19 protein-coding genes are annotated in these 17004 nt (G+C 67.0%); 10 read left to right on the top strand and 9 right to left on the bottom strand.

Features of this window, described 5'->3' with window-relative positions; all coding sequences use genetic code 11:
* Positions 1-116: 116 nt before the first annotated feature.
* Positions 117-1112 (bottom strand): stage II sporulation protein M, encoded by a 996-nt coding sequence (locus tag ACTIE9_RS12690; protein ID WP_439565933.1) that lies wholly within the window; start codon positions 1110-1112, stop codon positions 117-119.
* A 16-nt stretch (positions 1113-1128) separates the two neighbouring features.
* On the opposite strand from ACTIE9_RS12690, the gene ACTIE9_RS12685 reads away from it, so the two are divergent.
* The 5 genes from ACTIE9_RS12685 (at position 1129) to ACTIE9_RS12665 (ending at position 6167) form a co-directional block, all read left to right on the top strand.
* Positions 1129-1980 (top strand): RDD family protein, encoded by an 852-nt coding sequence (locus tag ACTIE9_RS12685; RefSeq protein ID WP_439565932.1) that lies wholly within the window; start codon positions 1129-1131, stop codon positions 1978-1980.
* Between the two features lie 293 nt (positions 1981-2273).
* Complete coding sequence (locus ACTIE9_RS12680) at positions 2274-4094, top strand: hypothetical protein (protein ID WP_439565931.1); 1821 nt, start codon at positions 2274-2276, stop codon at positions 4092-4094.
* A 254-nt stretch (positions 4095-4348) separates the two neighbouring features.
* Positions 4349-4723 carry a DMT family transporter gene (locus ACTIE9_RS12675; RefSeq protein ID WP_439565930.1) on the top strand — a complete coding sequence of 125 codons (375 nt, stop codon included), beginning with the start codon at positions 4349-4351 and terminating at the stop codon, positions 4721-4723.
* Positions 4720-5274: a dTDP-4-dehydrorhamnose 3,5-epimerase family protein gene (locus ACTIE9_RS12670; RefSeq protein WP_439565929.1), complete on the top strand. Its 555-nt coding sequence runs from the start codon at positions 4720-4722 to the stop codon at positions 5272-5274. Before ACTIE9_RS12675 ends, ACTIE9_RS12670 begins: the two co-directional genes overlap by 4 nt.
* Positions 5271-6167 (top strand): NAD-dependent epimerase/dehydratase family protein, encoded by an 897-nt coding sequence (locus tag ACTIE9_RS12665; protein WP_439565928.1) that lies wholly within the window; start codon positions 5271-5273, stop codon positions 6165-6167. The genes ACTIE9_RS12670 and ACTIE9_RS12665 overlap by 4 nt, the downstream gene beginning before the upstream one ends.
* Here the strand turns inward: ACTIE9_RS12665 and ACTIE9_RS12660 are convergent.
* Together ACTIE9_RS12660 and rfbF are read right to left on the bottom strand one after the other, a co-directional pair.
* A complete protein-coding gene (locus tag ACTIE9_RS12660) occupies positions 6164-7129 on the bottom strand; it encodes a glycosyltransferase (RefSeq protein ID WP_439565927.1) in 966 nt (321 codons plus the stop codon). The genes ACTIE9_RS12665 and ACTIE9_RS12660 overlap by 4 nt on opposite strands.
* On the bottom strand, positions 7126-7902 hold the full coding sequence (gene rfbF / locus ACTIE9_RS12655) for a glucose-1-phosphate cytidylyltransferase (protein WP_439565926.1): 777 nt from the start codon (positions 7900-7902) through the stop codon (positions 7126-7128). Before rfbF ends, ACTIE9_RS12660 begins: the two co-directional genes overlap by 4 nt.
* Before the next feature lie 120 nt (positions 7903-8022).
* Between rfbF and rfbG the strand changes: the two genes are divergently transcribed.
* The gene (gene rfbG / locus ACTIE9_RS12650; RefSeq protein WP_439565925.1) at positions 8023-9042 is read left to right on the top strand and encodes a CDP-glucose 4,6-dehydratase; all 1020 of its coding nucleotides are present in this window, start codon (positions 8023-8025) and stop codon (positions 9040-9042) included.
* Between the two features lie 253 nt (positions 9043-9295).
* Here the strand turns inward: rfbG and ACTIE9_RS12645 are convergent, their stop codons facing one another.
* The 3 genes from ACTIE9_RS12645 to ACTIE9_RS12635 form a co-directional block, all read right to left on the bottom strand.
* The gene (locus tag ACTIE9_RS12645; protein ID WP_439565924.1) at positions 9296-10000 is read right to left on the bottom strand and encodes an FkbM family methyltransferase; all 705 of its coding nucleotides are present in this window, start codon (positions 9998-10000) and stop codon (positions 9296-9298) included.
* Between the two features lie 66 nt (positions 10001-10066).
* Positions 10067-11548, bottom strand: coding sequence for an adenosylhomocysteinase (gene ahcY, locus ACTIE9_RS12640; RefSeq protein ID WP_439565923.1), 1482 nt, complete (start codon positions 11546-11548; stop codon positions 10067-10069).
* A gap of 52 nt (positions 11549-11600) precedes the next feature.
* Positions 11601-12287 (bottom strand): TetR/AcrR family transcriptional regulator, encoded by a 687-nt coding sequence (locus ACTIE9_RS12635; RefSeq protein WP_439565922.1) that lies wholly within the window; start codon positions 12285-12287, stop codon positions 11601-11603.
* 144 nt (positions 12288-12431) lie between these two features.
* On the opposite strand from ACTIE9_RS12635, the gene ACTIE9_RS12630 reads away from it, so the two are divergent.
* Genes ACTIE9_RS12630 through ACTIE9_RS12620 form a run of 3 tightly spaced genes read left to right on the top strand, consistent with a single transcriptional unit; the run spans position 12432 to position 14228 of the window.
* A complete protein-coding gene (locus ACTIE9_RS12630; protein ID WP_439565921.1) occupies positions 12432-12875 on the top strand; it encodes a DUF6326 family protein in 444 nt (147 codons plus the stop codon).
* A 10-nt stretch (positions 12876-12885) separates the two neighbouring features.
* A complete protein-coding gene (locus tag ACTIE9_RS12625) occupies positions 12886-13581 on the top strand; it encodes a hypothetical protein (RefSeq protein ID WP_439565920.1) in 696 nt (231 codons plus the stop codon).
* Positions 13582-13586: 5 nt separating this feature from the next.
* Positions 13587-14228: a DUF2306 domain-containing protein gene (locus ACTIE9_RS12620; protein WP_439565919.1), complete on the top strand. Its 642-nt coding sequence runs from the start codon at positions 13587-13589 to the stop codon at positions 14226-14228.
* On the opposite strand, the gene ACTIE9_RS12615 is transcribed toward ACTIE9_RS12620, so the two are convergent.
* On the bottom strand, positions 14215-15639 hold the full coding sequence (locus tag ACTIE9_RS12615; RefSeq protein WP_439565918.1) for a phosphomannomutase/phosphoglucomutase: 1425 nt from the start codon (positions 15637-15639) through the stop codon (positions 14215-14217). The genes ACTIE9_RS12620 and ACTIE9_RS12615 overlap by 14 nt on opposite strands.
* A 20-nt stretch (positions 15640-15659) precedes the next feature.
* Positions 15660-15872 carry a DUF3499 family protein gene (locus ACTIE9_RS12610; RefSeq protein WP_439565917.1) on the bottom strand — a complete coding sequence of 71 codons (213 nt, stop codon included), beginning with the start codon at positions 15870-15872 and terminating at the stop codon, positions 15660-15662.
* A 52-nt stretch (positions 15873-15924) separates the two neighbouring features.
* On the opposite strand from ACTIE9_RS12610, the gene ACTIE9_RS12605 reads away from it, so the two are divergent.
* Entirely contained in the window at positions 15925-16356 is a 432-nt protein-coding gene (locus ACTIE9_RS12605) for a hypothetical protein (protein ID WP_439565916.1), read from the top strand.
* A gap of 27 nt (positions 16357-16383) precedes the next feature.
* On the opposite strand, the gene ACTIE9_RS12600 is transcribed toward ACTIE9_RS12605, so the two are convergent.
* Positions 16384-17004: DUF5719 family protein (locus ACTIE9_RS12600; RefSeq protein WP_439565915.1), on the bottom strand; the 621-nt coding region annotated here is incomplete at its 5' end.

Below are 17004 nucleotides of genomic sequence, written 5' to 3'. Positions count from 1 at the left end.
CCGCCGTGCGGCGGCTCGGCGGCGACGTCGTCAGCGCCGCCCCTCTCGACCTGCAACCCGCCGTCGCCGACCGCTACCTCGCCTACAAGGCCGCCGGGCGGCTGTAGGCGCGCGGCTCAGTCGCCGACGACGACGCGCGCGCCGCGGCTGATCGGGTCGAGGTCGCCCGTCTCGCCGTCGCGCGCGGCCCGGCCCCCGAGCATCCACTGATAGAGCAGGAAGGCGACGAGCGCGACGGTGCCGATGCCGATGCGCACCACGTCGGGCCACTCCTGCCGCGTGACGTAGCCCTCGATGATGCCGCTCACGAGCAGCGCCGCGACCAGACCGCCGATGATCGCGAACAGCGCGCGGCCGTCCTCCGCCAGCGCCTGCAACCGCGTGCGAGGGCCGGGCGAGACCCACGCCCAGAAGATCATGAGGCCACCGGCGGAGGCCACGAAGATCGCATAGATCTCGAGCTGGCCGTGCGGCAGGATGCTGAGGAAGAACACGTCGAGGCGGTCGAACTCGGCCATGATGCCGGCGCTGATGCCGAGCCCCTGCGCGTTCTGGAACACGATGAACGGCACGTAGAGCCCCGTGATGCCGAAGGCGACGGCCTGCGTGGCGATCCAGGCGTTGTTGCTGAAGACTTGCAGGCCGAACACCGCTTCGCTCGAGGCGCTGTAGTACCCGACGAAGTCCTCCTCGGCGTACTGCCGCAGCTCGTCGTACGGCCCGAGCGCCGCGAGCACGCCCGGCGTCGACGCGACCCACACGGCGTACAGGCTCGCGATGATGACGAACAGGGCGCCCACGACGAGCGTCAGAATCCGGATGCGGTACAGCGCCGCCGGCACCTCCCGCGTCGCGTAGCGGGCCAGCTGGGCGAGCGGCTCGGCCGTCGCACCCGTGAAACGCAGCCGCGCACGTGACAGCAGCACGCTCAGGGAGGCCGCCTGCGGCACCTGGCCCGCGCTCGTCGTGATGGCCGAGAGCTGCGTGGCGCCCGCCTGGTAGTGCTCGATGAGCTCGTCGGCGTCGCGGCCCGCGAATCGACGGCGGCGCGACAGCTCGCGCAGCCGATCCCATTCGGCGGCGTGAGCGGTTGAGTAGGCGTCGAGATCCATCTGTTTAGATGATGGCATGTCGAGCCCGCAGAACGCCGCGAGCGACTACGACGTCGAACGCGAGCTGCTGACGGGCGAGGCCGTCGCCCTCGAACTGCGGGCGACGAGCGTGGTGCTGCGCATGGCCGGCGGCATCATCGACTACCTCCTCTACGCCATCGCCACGGGGCTGCTCATCTGGCTCTCGTTCTCGGTCGCGGCCGAGATCGGGGTTCCTGAGGAGCTCAGCACGGCCATCTCCATCGGCTGCGTCGTGATCGGGCTCGTGCTGCTGCCGGCCGGGGTCGAGACGGCGAGCCAGGGCAAGTCGCTCGGCCGCCTCGCGCTCGGCGACCGCATCGTGCGCGACGACGGCGGGGCCATCGCCTTCCGCCACGCGTTCATCCGTGCCCTCGTGGGAGTGTTCGAGATCGTCTTCACCTTCGGCGGGCTCGCTGTCGTGGTCGCCATGCTGAACACGCGGGCGAAGCGTCTCGGCGACCTGCTCGCGGGCACCTACAGCCAGTACGAGCGGGTCGGCACGGTGAGCGCGCCCGTCTTCGGGGTTCCCGTCGAGCTGACGGAATGGGCATCCACCGCCGATGTCGCCCGCATGCCCGACGCGCTCGCGCGCCGCATCGCGCAGTTCTTGCGGCAGGCCACCGGCCATCTTCCCGCGACGCGCGAGCGGATCGCGCGCGACCTCGCGGTCGAGGCCGCCCTGTACGTCTCCCCGGTTCCCGGCGGAGATCCCGAACTCTTCCTCGCCGCCGTGGCCGCCCTGCGGCGGGGCCGCGAGGCGACGGCGCTGCAGCTCGAGCGCGCCCGGCTCGACGAGCTGCGGCCGACGCTGGCCGCGCTGCCGCACGGGTTTCCCGACCGCGGCTGAGCACGAGCAGGCGGTCGCCCGGCGTCCCGGAAGGTCTCCTGCACTGTCCAGACAGGCGCAGATGTGGTTTGGCCCAACTCTACATTCACTTCGGCCATTGCTCAGCCGGTGCACCGCGTCGGTGGCGCCTTCCCCTCAGGGCAGGTCCATGAGTCCGCGGACGCGTCAGCCGTTCCCCGGCAGCTACGCCGCGTGCGCGTCCTTCACGGCGACCCTGTCGGCACGCGCATTGCCGACGCAGTCGATGGCACGGAGGCCGAATCGCTAGGCCACCGCTTCTGTAGGCTCGACTCATGCCCTCGTCGTTCCGTCAATGGGCGCGCCTGCCTCTGCGTGATCCTCTCACCTACGGGCTCGTTGCCGCTGCGATTCTCGTCGGCGCTGGGCTCGTCGTGATCCTGACGAACATACCCCGCGGCCTCGACCTGACCGATGAGTCGTGGATTCTCGTCCTCGTTTCGCAGAACCAGCTGACTCCAGGGGAACCGTGGGGGTTCCAGCACATCGCCCACCCGCTCTGGAACCTCCTGGGGGAATCGATCATCGGAGCGCGGGTTGGTCGCTTCCTGCTGTACCAGTCAGCTGTCGCGCTGGCCACCTGGTCGGTCACGCTTCTCGGACGGGCTCTGGGGATCCGACTCTCCCGAACCTCCATCGCCATTGTGTTCATCAGCGCGCAGGCAGCGGCCCTGAACGCATGGGCCTACTGGCCCCGAGCGTTCGGCTACAACGAGTTCGCGGCGTTCTTCTCTACGGCCGGAGTCTCCCTCGTGGTCGCCGTCATCGCGACGCAGCTCCTGAACGGTTCGTTGTCGCGACGGCAGAGACTGCTGTACGGGGCCTCACTCGGCGTCTTGGCGGGACTGCTCCTGTTGACGAAGCTCACCTCCGGCGTGGTGCTCGCGCTGGGGGTCATTGTTGCCCTGGCCATCCTTCCGAGGGCACTGCAGTTGATCGGCACCTTCGTCCTCGCCGCCCTTGCGACGGTCGGTGGCGCGTGGCTGCTGGGCTATCCCCTCGGCAACTACGTGAGTTCAGCCGTGCGCATGGCCACCGATGCGGCGTACGCGGCCTCCTTCGCGCGTCCACCAGGACTACTCCAGGCGAACATCCGGGAACTCCTGGCAACCGCCGTTGACGTTCTCCCCGCGCTGCTGCTCATCGTGGCTCTTCTCGGAGCGGCTCTTCTCGGTGATCGCCTCGGTGTGCCGCGATTCGCCCGAAACCTGACCTCGATCGGACTCCTCGGACTCTACGCGACGGCCGTGTCGGCATTCGATACGGGCGAGAACCTCGTGGAGAAGACGGGGGTTCTCGGCCTCCACATCGGCGTCTTCGCAGCGGGTGCTCTGCTCGCGTGGCGGTGGTCTCAACACTCCACTTCTGCGGGGAACTCACGCCGCACCCTCCTGATCGTCGTCGCGGCTCTAGCGATACTCGTCACGCCCTTCATCAGCTCGGTCGGCACGAACAACCCGCTAATCCTCCACATCACCTACAACCAGACGATCTGGGGGGCCGCGTGCGGGTTGGGAATCGTCGTGCTTGTGACAGCGATGGGCACCCAGCCGGTTCGTCGAGCTGTCGCTGCCGGAGCCCTCGTGGTTGTCGCCCTGCTCGGCATGATGGGGGTACTCCTCGATCAGAGGAGCCCCTATCGTCAAGTGGCCTACGCGGAGCAGACAGAGCCGACCAGGAGCGACAACCCGCTTCTTTCCGGCCTGAGACTGCCGCCAGAGACGGTGGCGGCCTTCGTTGATCTCGAGCGCATCGGTGCAGAGTTCGCGAACACTCCGGTCATCGCGCCGGGTTCCCCTGGGTCAATCCTGGTCTTCAACAACGTCAGCTTCGCCAGCCCCTTCACCGAGGCGTTCTGGCCGGGAAGCTACGGCACGGTCGCGGCGGAGTGTCAAAGGAACGGCTCCCCTGACGACCTTGTCGTGATCCTGCCGAGCTGGGTGACGGAGGATACGCGCGACTACGAGCTTCTCGTTGACGCGCTGTCTCAAGGCTGCGGCATCGCTTTCCCCGAGGATTTCGTGTTCGTGGATTCCACCCGAGAAGATGTCGCCGGGATTCAGTATCCGGTCTGGTCTCTGGACGACGTCGACTGACGGAGGACGACCAGCGGACACGCGTCCTATCGGTCTCCGACATTGCTGAACGTTCTCGTGGATCCCTTCACTGCCCGCGCCTCCTTTCCACGGGGCCTCCCGTGTCGAGAGCCCGCTGCGCGATGCGCACCGTCGTCCACACGCGAAGAAGACCGCGCGCACTAGGATTCTTGGGGACGAAGCGGAACGATGAGGTGGCGCGAAGTCGCGCCGTTTCTGCGGGTTGCACCCGATCCCCAGAGAGGCAGACACCGATGAACCTCATCACCGTAGTACTCGTGCTGGCGGGAACCCTCATCAGTGCTGGCGCACAGCTTCTTCTCAAGGCCGGCACCACGGCAGTGAGTCAATCTCCCCCGAGTGAGGGCCTCGGAGCCGCTGTTCTTCGATTCGCGACGGAGCCGTTCATCCTGGCAGGGGTCGCTTCCTACGGCCTGAGCATGGTCATCTGGATCGTTGTCCTCTCACGCCTTCCCGTGAGCGTCGCCTATCCGATGCTCTCTATCGGATACATCTTCACCGCACTGTTCGGATACCTGTTGTTCGGTGAACAACTCGGACTGGTGAAGGTGACAGGGATACTCCTCATCATTCTCGGCGTTGTCGTCCTATCCAGCGCCGAGTCATGACGGTACACAGCGACGAGACATCAAGGAGAGTTGATATGGACCAATCGCAGCGAGTGCGTTTGATCGAGCCCGCACCTTTCGAAGACAATCGCGGCAGCTTCCGCAGATTGGTGGACACCCTCTGGGATGTTCCCCCGATCGTCCAGACGAGCGTGTCGTTCAACATACGGACCGGAACAATGCGAGGGATGCATTCTTCGATCCGGAGCAGCAACGAGTTCAAGGTCGTCTCCTGTATGACCGGAGCCATCAGCGACTTCGTTATCGATTGTCGACCCGAGTCACCGGACTACCTCAAGGTGCTCAGCTTCGAGCTCAACGAGGAGAAACCCGGATCGTTGCTCATCCCCCCGGGGTGCGCGCACGGGTATGTGACCCGTGAACCCAACTCGAGGGTGCTCTACTCGATGAGCTCGCTCTACAGTCCAGGGACCGAGGTGGGTTACCTCTGGAACGACCCGGTCCTCGGTATCGACTGGCCCATCGAGCCGACCGTCATATCGAGCCGCGACCTCGGGTTCGAGCCGCTGACCGGGCCGCCCGCGCTATGAAGGTGTTGCTCCTCGGGGCGAGCGGGTATCTCGCCCGGAATCTGGCACCCGTTCTCCGCGCACAGGGTCACGAGCTCATCCAGGTGTTTCGGACGAGCTCGGAGAGCGCCGGGCGCGCCGAGCGCACCGAGATCCTCTACTGTGCGGCTACCGATCAGATCCGCGATGTGATCTCTGAGGTCATGCCGGATGCGGTGATCAACATGGCCAACTACTTCTCGAAGACGCACGAGACGTCGGACGTAGCCCTCCTCAGCGATGTGAACACCAATTACGTGACCGAAGTTGCACTCGGATGTCTCAGAACGGGCGCCGTTCTTATCCACATCGGGTCCGCCTGGCAAGCCAGTTCATTCGATGAAGACGATCCCAGCATCGGCAACGTCTACGGACTCTTCCGGGGCTTGGCCGTCCGCATCATCGACTGGTTCCGAGCGTCTTTCCAGCTCAACGCCCTCGTGATCAACCTCTATGACACGTACGGACCAGGAGACTCACGGGGCAAGATCGTCCAATTCCTCGTGAACCAGGTCGGCTCTGATGAACCGCTCGAACTGTCCGGCGGGCAGCAGATTCTCGAGCTTGTCCATGTCGATGACGTCGCAAGCGCAATCTCTGCCGCAATCGACCTTGTCGCTGAATGGAAGCTCGGCAATGCGACCTTGCCCGACCATCACTACTGGTGCTATCCGTCCGAAGCTACGACGCTTCGAAACGTCGTCGATGAGATCAACGCGGCGGTAGCGGCACCGATCCCGGTCAAGTGGGGGGCTCGGCCGTACCGTGTCGGCGAGAAGTTCGAGAGGGAGATCGACGGCAAGCCCAGGGTGCCCGGATGGAGCCCGAAGGTCTCCCTCCGAGAGGGAATTCGAGGGCTCCTGTCGACCGACTAGGTGAAGCGAACTACCTTGCTGTCGCTCGACCGATCAACTCGTGAGATGTCACGGTAGATCCTTGAGAGAAGCTCGAGCGTTACGGCGCCGATGAACATGCTCGTCGACAGCAGCAGAAGCAGAATCCCCATGGTCGATATCCAACCGGCTACCGGGGAACGGTATCCGAAGACAAAGACGGTTGCGAGAACGGCGAGACCCAGAAGCGAGATACCCCCTGTCAGGAGGGCCATCGCTACGGTCTTCTTGACCAGGCCACTGAGGTCTCGCAGGAAGGCGTCTAGCGCGAAATTAACTCGGCGAGCGAGATTGAAGTTGGTCGTGCCGTCTTCTCGTCCGCGGCGCTCGTAGGGGATCACTACGTTCGGCGGAGTGATACCGGCAAGGGTCGCGCGGATGAAAGGCGTCGATCCGGAATTGCTCACGACCGCCGTGCGGTACTTGGCGTCGAAGAGGTAGAAATCGCTCGAGTCCGGCAGAACCTTGCTATCCGCAACGAAGCCCAAGACGCGATAGAACGCCCATGCCCCCGCCCGAGGCACAACCGCTTCGTTTCTGCGCTCGATCCGTGTCGCCACGAAGCTCGCGCCCGACAGCCACCCCTCCACCATCTTGGGGATCAGCTCTGGAGGATCTTGCAGGTCGGATTGCATGACGGCAACGGCTTCCCCCGTGGAGAGACGGATGCCCGTGAGCAAGGACTGCTGCATCCCCAGGTTGACAGGGTGCTGGATCAGCACCACTTCATAGTCAGCCACACCGGAGGCCCAGTTGTTGAGCAGGGGCCACGTGTCGTCGTCACTGTCATTGTCGACGACCACGACTTCCAGCCGGACAGAGAGCACGGAGAGATCCTCCGAGACCCTGCCGAGCGCCTCGAACAGCCGTGGCAGGCCCTCCTGCTCGTTGTACGCCGGAATGACCAGCGACAGTTTGACAGGCCGGTCCGGGGCCGACCTCATTGCCACACCTTCCACGGCGCCTTCCCGGATTCCCAGATGGCGTTGAGCTGCTCCTTCTCTCTCTGAGTGTCCATAGGTTGCCAGAAGCCGACGTGTCGGTAGGCGGAGAGCTGGTTCTCGGCGGAAAGCGCGCGAAGGGGAGCGTCCTCAAGGACAGTCTCATCGCCGTCGATGTAGTCGAGCACGTCCGGTTGGAACACGAAGAAGCCGATATTGACCCAATCATCGACTCGCGGCTTCTCTCGGAAGTGCTGCACCACACCGTCGGAGTCAAGGTCGACCACGCCGAACCGACTGGTCGGCTGAGTAGTCGTCATCGTCGCCAGACGGGACTCTCTCTGATGATGTGCGATGAGGGCAGTGACATCGACATCCGCGATTCCGTCGCCGTATGTGCAGAGGAATGGTTCGTCACCGATGAATCGTGCGACGCGCTTGATTCTCCCGCCCGTCATCGTGGTGGGGCCAGTATCTGCGACCGTGACAGTCCACTCGAACTCGTCGTGAGACCCGTGATAGGTGACTTCATCGTTGTGCCCGAGCTTGACGGTGAAATCCATATTCTCAGCGGCGTAGTTGTAGAAGTAGTTCTTGATCACATTGCCCTTGTACCCGGCGCAGACAATGAATTCAGAGATCCCTGCCTGCGCATAGATCTTCATGATGTGCCACATCACGGGCTTGCCACCCACTTCAACCATCGGCTTCGGTCGAAACTCGGTTTCCTCCCGCATCCGGGTGCCCAAACCGCCAGCTAAAATCACGGCCTTCACGGTGACTCCCATCGCGCGCGCAGCGCTTCCTCGCAGGTGCGCCCGCTTGGCGCCTAACGACTAGAGTGAAGGCCCCTGGAATCCTCACAGTGCCTCATTGGTATACGGTTTGGAGCTTACATGCACTACCTCGTCACGGGGCACACCGGGTTCAAGGGCGCGTGGCTGACGCTTGTTCTCACGGAGCTCGGGCACACCGTCTCCGGCATCGGGCTGGACCCGCTTGACGGCAGCTTGTTCGAGAGGGCCCGCATTTCGCGGTTTCTCGATCACGACATCCGCATCGACATCAGGGACAGTGGGGCAGTCACCGACGCTGTATCGAAGGTTCAGCCCGACGTTCTCATGCATCTGGCCGCTCAGGCGCTGGTCCGGGAGTCTTATCAGCACCCCAGACTGACCTTCGAGACCAACGTCATGGGGACTCTGAACGTCCTCGAGGCGTTGCCCGCTGCTCCCGATCTCCGCGCGGCGCTCGTGGTCACGACGGACAAGGTGTATCGCAACGTGAGCCAGCGTGAAGGCTACGAAGAGGAAGACCCTCTCGGCGGCGATGATCCGTACAGCTCTTCGAAGGCGATGGCAGACATCCTCACTCAGTCGTGGATCAGAAGCTTCCCCGGCCCTCCCGCTGCAGTAGCGCGCGGGGGCAACGTCATCGGGGGCGGGGATGTGAGCAAGGATCGTCTCCTAGTCGATCTCGTTGATGCCTTCCGACGAGGGGAGTCTGCGAGCATCCGCTTTCCCGACGCGGTTCGACCGTGGCAGCACGTACTTGATTGCCTCTTCGGCTACCTTGCGATCGTCGATGACCTGCTGACCTCGCCGCAGCGGACGACATGGAACATCGGGCCGTTGGAGGACAGCTTCGTGCCCGTGGGAACGATGGCCGACCGAGCCGCCCAGCTATGGGGCCGCGAGGCGTCCTGGCACAAGGACGCCTCGACTCATCCGCACGAGGCAACACTCCTCATGCTCGATTCATCACGCGCCAGGTCGCTCCTCACCTGGAACGACCGTCTGCCGTACCCGCTCAGCCTCGACTGGACCGTTGACTGGTGGCTGAAGGAGACAGACGGCGGCAACCCGCTGGAGATCACCCTCGAGCAGATCGCCCAGTACACGGCGAAGGGTGGCTGACAGCGACGATCGGGAGCAATCGATAAGCAGGATCAGCAGGGCAACGAAGGGGCTTCGGCGCGAGTGAACCGGGGTACTGGTCCACTCGCGCCGAAACAGTTGACGCGCGCACAGCTCGTCATCGATCTTGTGGGAACGGACCGGGTCGACCCTGCCTTTCTGCGCCGCTGCCGGACTCCTTGCCGTCATCGCGAGGTCGTTCATGCCGTTCGTACCGAACCTCGTGCCGCTGTCATGAATCACGGCCGGAGGGCTAAGCGATGGCGACCGGCACCGCGAACAGGTAGTTGCGCGTCGCGAGCGTGACGGCCTCGGCCGGCTGCCATGACTCGCCGCGCCAGGTGTACATGCGGTACTCGGGCCAGCGGCGCAAGATCTCGGCCACGACATCCGCCGCCGCCGTGCCGTAGCGCTCGAGGTGGCGATCCTCGATCTCGAGCAGCAGCGCAGACCGGTCGCGGTCGATGGTCGCCGCCGCTCCCTCCAGCACCTGCGGCTCGAAGCCCTCGACGTCGGCCTTGATGAACGACACCGACCGGGCACCCGTGCTCTCGACCCAGGCATCGACCGAGGTCATCGGCGTCGACCACAGGCGCGAGCGCTCGCGGGGCCCCGGCTCGGCCGCGCCCTCGGTGAGGTGCGCGCGCCCGTAGATGGGCAGGCCCAGCACGATCGGCAGCCGCATGGTGACCGAGCCGGTGCCGGGGCCGACCGCGCTCGGGGTGAGTTCGAGCTGCGGAGCGCCGAGAAGGCCGCGCCATCGGCGCAGCGTGCGCTGCTGGCGCGGGTGCGGCTCGAAGGCGGCGACGTGGCCCTGGGGCCCGACGAGGGCGGCCAGGGTCACCGCATACATGCCGTGCGCGGCACCGATGTCGATGACGGTGTCACCGGGGCGGACGAGCGCAGGCAGTCCCCGTAGCTCGGGCTCAGCGGCGCCGAGGCGGCTGGCGAGCATCATGCCAGCACGCGTCAGGCGCAGACGTAACGAGGATCGGGGGCTGGAGGTCCTCATCGGAGGTGACCGCTAGTAGCGGTAGTGCTCGACCTTGTAGGGGCCCGCCGGGTCGACGCCGATGTACTGCGCCTGCCGCGGCGTCAGTTCGGTGAGCTTCACGCCGAGCGCGTCGAGGTGGAGGCGCGCGACCTTCTCGTCGAGCACCTTGGGCAGCACGTAGACGCCGATCGGGTACTCGGCGCGCTTGGTGGCGAGCTCGAGCTGGGCGAGCACCTGGTTGGTGAACGACGCGCTCATCACGAAGCTCGGGTGGCCCGTGGCGTTGCCGAGGTTCATGAGGCGCCCCTCGCTCAGCACGAGGATGCTGCGGCCGGTCGGCAGGCGCCACTCGTGCACCTGCGGCTTGATCTCGACCTTCTCGGCACCGGGCATGGTCTCGAGCCCGGCCATGTCGATCTCGTTGTCGAAGTGGCCGACGTTGGCGACGATCGCGAGGTGCTTGAGTGCCTGCAGCTGCTCGACCGTGACGACGTTCTCATTGCCGGTGGCGGTGACGAGGATGTCGATGTCGCCGATGACGTCGTCGAGCCGCGCCACCTGGTAGCCGTCCATGGCCGCCTGCAGGGCGTTGATGGGGTCGATCTCGCTGACGATGACGCGTGCGCCCTGCCCGCGCAGGGCATCCGCCGAGCCTTTGCCCACGTCGCCGTAGCCGCACACGAAGACGGTCTTGCCGCCCATGAGCACGTCGGTCGCGCGGTTGAGTCCGTCGGGCAGCGAGTGGCGGATGCCGTACTTGTTGTCGAACTTGCTCTTCGTGACCGAGTCGTTGACGTTGATCGCCGGGAAGAGCAGTTTTCCCTCGCGGTGCAGCTCGTAGAGGCGGTGAACGCCCGTCGTCGTCTCCTCCGTCACGCCCAGGATGCCCTGACCCAGGCGCGTCCATCGCTGCGGGTCGCTCTGCAGCGACTCGCGCAGCACGCTCAGCACGACGCGCCACTCGGTGCTGTCGCCGTCGGCGGCGTCGGGAACAGCGCCCGCGGCCTCGAACTCGGTGCCCTTGTGCACGAGCATGGTGGCGTCGCCGCCGTCGTCGAGGATGAGTGTCGGCCCCTCTCCATCGAAGTCGAAGATCTGCTGGGTCGCCCACCAGTACTCCTCGAGCGTCTCGCCCTTCCAGGCAAAGACAGGCGTGCCCTCGGGCTTCTCGGGGGTGCCCGTCGGGCCGACGACGACGGCCGCTGCCGCTTCGTCTTGCGTCGAGAAGATGTTGCAGCTGGCCCAGCGGACGTCGGCGCCGAGCGCGCGCAGGGTCTCGATCAGCACGGCGGTCTGCACGGTCATGTGCAGCGAACCGGCGATGCGGGCGCCTTTCAGCGGCTGGTGCGGCCCGAACTCCTCGCGCAGGCTCATGAGGCCCGGCATCTCGTGCTCGGCGAGTCGAATCTGGTGGCGGCCGGCCTCGGCGAGGCTGAGGTCGGCGACCTTGTGGGCGACTCCGTTGATGACGTCGACGGCGAGAACGGGGCGCGCCGGGCTCTGGATGCTCATACCCGTCATTCTCGCAGGGTCGGGGCTGGAGTTCTGCCGGGTATTCGAGGTGTCACGCGCCGCCGTCTGCCGACGACCGCAACGGGTCGAGGGCGGCGAGGATGAGGTCGAGGCCGAAGGCGAACTCCTCCGTGGGGTCGTACCCGGCTGCGGCGAGCCCCACGGCCGACTCGTTGAGGTAGGGGAACCGGTCGGGAGGCAGCTGCGGCAGGTACACGCTCTCGGTCATCTCGGCGAGCCCCTCGGCTGTGCTGAACGGCAGGCTGGCCTCCTGCAGCGCGTAGCCGTAGACGTAGCTGTTGAGCAGCCAGTTGGCGTGTGTCGCCATGACGATCGAGAATCCCGCCTTCCGCAGGCAGGCGGTAAACGCCTCACGATGGCGAATGTTCGCCGGCCCCGGCGTCGTGCGCGACTCCATCAGGCTGATCGCCCAGGGATGGCGGGCGAGCACCTGCCGGGCCGAGATCGCCTGACGCCGCATCGCCGACATCCAGTCCGTGTCGTCCGACAGCAGCTCGATCTCGTCGAACACCACGTCGACCATCGCGTCGAGCAGCTCGTCTCTGCTCGCGACGTAGTGGTAGAGCGACATCGCACCGGCGCCGAGCTCGTTCGCCAGCCGACGCATGCTGAGCCCGTGGACGCCCTCGCGATCGGCGAGCCGCACCGCTTCAGCGACGACCCGCGCCTTGCTCAGCCCGCCGTCGGATGCCGCCGGGCGCTGTTCTCTCGCAGACACGGATCTCCTCGCTCGATTCGTCGACTTGACAATCGTACAGCGTACGAGAAATAGTACAGCGTACGACGTACGGTGTACGAACGTCGTCGTACGACCCTCGCCCGACCTCCTCCGGGCATCCACTCACGACAGAAAGACGAACCGATGACCACCTCGTCACCCCTCGACCCCGCCCCCCTGCCCGTGCGAGGCAAGCTCGCCGCCGCGTGGACGAGCCTGATCTTCCTCATCCTCTACATCGACTACTTCCACCTGTACCAGCCGGGCGAGATCGACTCGATCCGCAACGGGGTCATCTTCGAGTTCGCCATCAGCGGTGGCTTGATGTCGATCTTCTTCGTGATCATCGCGCTCCCGGGCCTCATGGTGCTGCTCTCGGCGACCCTGCCCGCTCGGGCGAACCGCCTGACGAACCTGGTCTTCACGTCGCTCTACATCCCGCTCATCGTCTTCAACGCAGCGGGGGCGACGCCGGACTACGCCTTCTACTACGTGCTCACCATCGGAGTCGAGCTGGCGATCATGGCCTACATCCTGCGCACCGCCGCTACCTGGCCGCGCACGGCTCCTGCCGCGCTTCAGAAGTAGGGCTGCGACGATGACGACGCGCATGATCGGTGCGATGGCGATCACCCTCGCGCTGTCGATGGTGGTTCAGAACGTCATGTTCGGCGTCGCAGGCGCTCCCGGCTACGGTGACCCGATCGACACGGTCTTCGCATGGCACGCGCAGAACCGTGCCGTGGTCGCCATCGCCGTGGCGCAGGAGACCCTGCACATGGCTCTTCTCCTCGGGTTCCTCGCAGGCCTCCAGGGCCTCGTCGGACGACGCGGGAGCGCGGGAGCGGACTGGGCGCGCATTGCGGTCGCCGCGGGCGCGACGGTCACGGCCATCCTCGCGTTCTACAGCGCGACATGGATCGGAACGGTGCTCTCCGCGAGCGACGGCGCCGAGCCCAGCGCGCTGTTCTCGCTCGTCTGGCAGGTGCATGCCGCGGCGTTCGCCCTGTCGCTGCCGACGCTCGGCGTCACCATGATCGCTGCCGCTCTGGCGACGCACCGCAGCCAGTTCACCCCGCCGTGGCAGCGGATTCTCGGCCTGACCGGCGGCGTGCTGCTTCTCGCCGTCGGAGCGGTCAGCCTCGAGATCGCCGACGGCTCTCCGCTGCTGTTCGTCGGGCTGCCCGGCCTCGCCCTCTGGATCGTCTGGCTGCTGGCGACCGGCGTCCGGCTGATGCGGGTTCGCGTGATCGACAGCGCTGCGCCCGCACCGACCGCCCACGGTGAGGGGTGATCGACGTGACGACCACGCAGACCCCGACAGCGGCACGGGTAAGGGCGCGGACTGGATGGCCCGCGGTCGCGGGCCTGCTGCTGCTCAGCGCCCTCCCGATCCTGGGAGGTGTCCTCCGGCTCGAAGAACTGGGCACCGACCCCGCGAGCGCGCCGTCACCCGCCATCGCGGGGCTGATCGTGGCGCACATCGTGGGGATGAGCGTCTACTGCCTGCTCGGCGCGTTCCAGTTCTCCCCCGCCCTGCGGGGGCGCCGCGCCTGGCATCGCCGCGCCGGTCGGGTGCTCATCCCCGCCGGCATGGTCGGCGCGCTCGCGAGCATCGCGCTGGCGGTCTTCTTCTCCGGCCCGGCCGACGAGTTCGCGCTGGCGATCGTGCGCATCGCCTTCGCCGTGCCGATGCTCGTCTTCCTCGTGCTCGCCACGCTCGCGATCGCACGGCGGCGGTTCGCCACTCACGGCGCGTGGATGACGCGCGCCTACGCGATCGCGATCACCGGCGGAACCCAGGCGCTCGTGCTCATCGTCTGGTCGGTCGTCGGGGGCGAGACCTCGATCGTGAGCGAGACCTGGCTCGTCGGGGTGGGCTTCGTGATCAACAGCCTCGTGGCGGAAGGGATCATCCGACGCCGGCTCAGGCGCGGATGAGCCCCAGCACCTCGTCGCGGATCGCGGCCATCGTCTCGGCGGTGGCCGCTTCCGCGTTCAGGCGCAGCAGCGGTTCGGTGTTCGAGGGGCGCACGCTAAACCACCACCAGTCGCCGTCGGTGCTGCCGGAGAAGGTGAGGCCGTCTAGCTCGTCCACCTCGCCCCGCCCCTGGAACGCCTCGACGATGCGCGTGTACGCGGCGGGCACATCGTCGACCGTCGAGTTGATCTCGCCGCTCGCCGTGTAGGGCGTGAACTCGGCGGCGAGCGCCGACATCGGTCCGTCGTACTGACCGAACTGCGCGATGAGGTGCATCGCCGCGAGCATGCCGTTGTCGGCCCCCCAGAAGTCGCGGAAGTAGTAGTGCGCCGAGTGCTCGCCGCCGAAGATCGCGCCCGTGGAGTGCATGACGTCTTTGATGAGCGAGTGCCCCACCTTGGTGCGCACCGGGATGGCCCCCGCGGCCAGGATGGTCTCGGGCACGACGCGCGAGGTGATGAGGTTGTGCACGACACGAATCTCACCGGTCTCGCCGCTCGCCCGCACGCGCGTGATCTCGCGCAGAGCGACGATCGCTGCGACCGCGCTCGGCGTCACCGGCTGGCCGAGCTCGTCGATGACGAAGCAGCGGTCGGCGTCGCCGTCGAACGCGAGCCCGAGGTCGGCGCCGTGCGCGACGACGGCCTTCTGCAGGTCGACGAGGTTGGCCGGCTCGAGCGGGTTCGCCTCGTGGTTGGGGAAGGTGCCGTCGAGCTCGAAGTAGAGCGGGATGATCTCGAGCGGCAGGGCCGGGAGGCCCGCGGCCGTGCCGAGCACGGCGGGCACCGTGAGCCCGCCCATGCCGTTGCCGGCATCCACCACCACGCGCAGGGGGCGCACGCTCGAGAGGTCCACGAGCTCGCGCAGGTAGGCGGCGTAGTCGGGCAGCACGTCGCGGTGCGCGAGCGTGCCGGGAGCATCCACGGCGGGGATCGACCCCGCGTCGAGGTAGGCCTGCGCACGGTCGCGGATGCTGCCGAGCCCCGTCGCGAGGCTGATGCCCTGCGCGCCGGCCCGGCAGAACTTGATGCCGTTGTAGGTGGCCGGGTTGTGGCTCGCCGTGAACATGGCCGCCGGCACGCCCAGATGGCCGCTCGCGAAGTAGGTCTCGTCGGTCGAGCCGAGGCCGAGCATGATGACGGATGCGCCCCGCGCCTGCGCCCCGCGGGCGAACGCGGCGGCGAACCCAGGAGAGCTGTCGCGCATGTCGTGCCCGACCGCGATCCCACCGCTCGGGCCAGTTTCGCCGCGCATCTCGTCAGCGAACGCGGCTCCGAGCGCCTCGACGACCTCGTCGGTGAGCTGCGAGCCGACGAGCCCGCGCACGTCATAGGCCTTGATGAACGATGCGAGATCAGGTGCGGTGGTCACGACCCCAGCCTAGTGAGCGGTCATCCCACTTCACCGAGGGCGCTGTACCGCACGATCTGCCAGCCGTTCGGGGCCGAGAGCCGTTCGGAGTGGCGCTCGCACAGGTCGTAGCTGTGCGGCTCAGGCCGAGCGCTGAGCGGGCCGAGCACCGCCATCGAGTCGGCGTAGACGTAGGTCAGCGTTCGCGCTGCGGGGTCACCGCACGCCACCTTGCTGCACGGTCGAGCGCTCATCGTGCCCCCAGCATACGGCGGGGCCCCACGCGGGCGGCGATAGGCTGGGCGCGTGGCACGAGCAGGCAACGAACAGCCGAGCGCGCGCGCCCGTGCCCGGCACGGCCGCACGGGTCGGTCGCCCGTCACCGGCCCCCATCTGCCGCTCGCCCACACGCGCCGCGACCTCTTCGAGACGACCGTGCAGTCGACCGCCGACTACCTCGTCGACCTGTGGCCCGACGAGCTCGCCACCCTGCGCATCGACGTCATGCCGATGCCCGATCAGCCGTCTGGCGTACGCGGCGTCGCACGCTGGCGCGTGGTGGCCGATCAGAGCCTCGTCGTGCTGTACCGCATCCCGATCGAGCGCATGAGCCGCTTGCACCGCGATGACGACTGGCACCGGCGGCTCATGGTCGAGAGCTGCGTCTTCCGCGCCGTGGGCGAGCTCATCGGCAAAGACCCGTGGGATCTCGCGCCCGACCGCTTCCGGCACTGGTGAGCCGCAGCCCGCGCGGGGCGCGACGATCTACGACGGGAAGATCGTGAGCGCGCCGCTCGCGCTCGGCGGCGGCATCACGCGCGACCCCGCCAGGAGCCCGTCACCGCGGTAGGTCACGCTCGCGTGCACGACCCCCGTCGATCGGATGCGCACGCCCGCGTTCGCGGCGGACGGCACCGCGATCACGCCACCGGGCGGCACCGTCACGGGCAGGCCGTCGACCGTGACCTCGGCGCCCCCCTCCGGGGCGAGCAGGTGCAGGAGGGCCGATTGCCCCTCCGCGAGGGGCGCGACGGCGACGAGCACCTCGACCCCCGCCGCCAGGGCAGGGCTCGGAGCGAACCACTCGACATCGGCCGCCGCGCCCGACCCGGCGGTGCTCGTGCGGCCGGCCACCACGATCGGCTGCGTCGACTCGACCACGACCCCGTACTCGCCGTCGGCGAGATCGGTGAAGGGCAGGTCGAGCACGATGCCCGGCTCGAGGGTGGTCTCGGTGACGAGACCCGTGGCGCCGGGCGGCGGCACGAGCGTCACGGTCACCTGGGCGGGCTCATCGCCCGGAGCGAGCATCCGCAGCGCCGGAAGGCCGTCGGCGCCGCCGTCGGTCGTCGATCGCTCGAGCGCGAGCTCACCGTTGATCACGGG

This window comes from Microcella sp. (assembly GCF_051860105.1).
Lineage (GTDB): Bacteria > Actinomycetota > Actinomycetes > Actinomycetales > Microbacteriaceae > Microcella.
This window is presented reverse-complemented; position numbering and strand designations above follow the sequence as displayed.

Bases quoted from the DNA above. Each gene is read 5' to 3' on its own strand.
- ACTIE9_RS12690 (WP_439565933.1), bottom strand. From the start codon at position 1,112: ATGGATCTCGACGCCTACTCAACCGCTCACGCCGCCGAATGGGATCGG.
- ACTIE9_RS12685 (WP_439565932.1), top strand. From the start codon at position 1,129: ATGTCGAGCCCGCAGAACGCCGCGAGCGACTACGACGTCGAACGCGAG.
- ACTIE9_RS12680 (WP_439565931.1), top strand. From the start codon at position 2,274: ATGCCCTCGTCGTTCCGTCAATGGGCGCGCCTGCCTCTGCGTGATCCT.
- ACTIE9_RS12675 (WP_439565930.1), top strand. From the start codon at position 4,349: ATGAACCTCATCACCGTAGTACTCGTGCTGGCGGGAACCCTCATCAGT.
- ACTIE9_RS12670 (WP_439565929.1), top strand. From the start codon at position 4,720: ATGACGGTACACAGCGACGAGACATCAAGGAGAGTTGATATGGACCAA.
- ACTIE9_RS12665 (WP_439565928.1), top strand. From the start codon at position 5,271: ATGAAGGTGTTGCTCCTCGGGGCGAGCGGGTATCTCGCCCGGAATCTG.
- ACTIE9_RS12660 (WP_439565927.1), bottom strand. From the start codon at position 7,129: ATGAGGTCGGCCCCGGACCGGCCTGTCAAACTGTCGCTGGTCATTCCG.
- rfbG (WP_439565925.1), top strand. From the start codon at position 8,023: ATGCACTACCTCGTCACGGGGCACACCGGGTTCAAGGGCGCGTGGCTG.
- ACTIE9_RS12645 (WP_439565924.1), bottom strand. From the start codon at position 10,000: ATGATGCTCGCCAGCCGCCTCGGCGCCGCTGAGCCCGAGCTACGGGGA.
- ahcY (WP_439565923.1), bottom strand. From the start codon at position 11,548: ATGAGCATCCAGAGCCCGGCGCGCCCCGTTCTCGCCGTCGACGTCATC.
- ACTIE9_RS12630 (WP_439565921.1), top strand. From the start codon at position 12,432: ATGACCACCTCGTCACCCCTCGACCCCGCCCCCCTGCCCGTGCGAGGC.
- ACTIE9_RS12625 (WP_439565920.1), top strand. From the start codon at position 12,886: ATGACGACGCGCATGATCGGTGCGATGGCGATCACCCTCGCGCTGTCG.
- ACTIE9_RS12610 (WP_439565917.1), bottom strand. From the start codon at position 15,872: ATGAGCGCTCGACCGTGCAGCAAGGTGGCGTGCGGTGACCCCGCAGCG.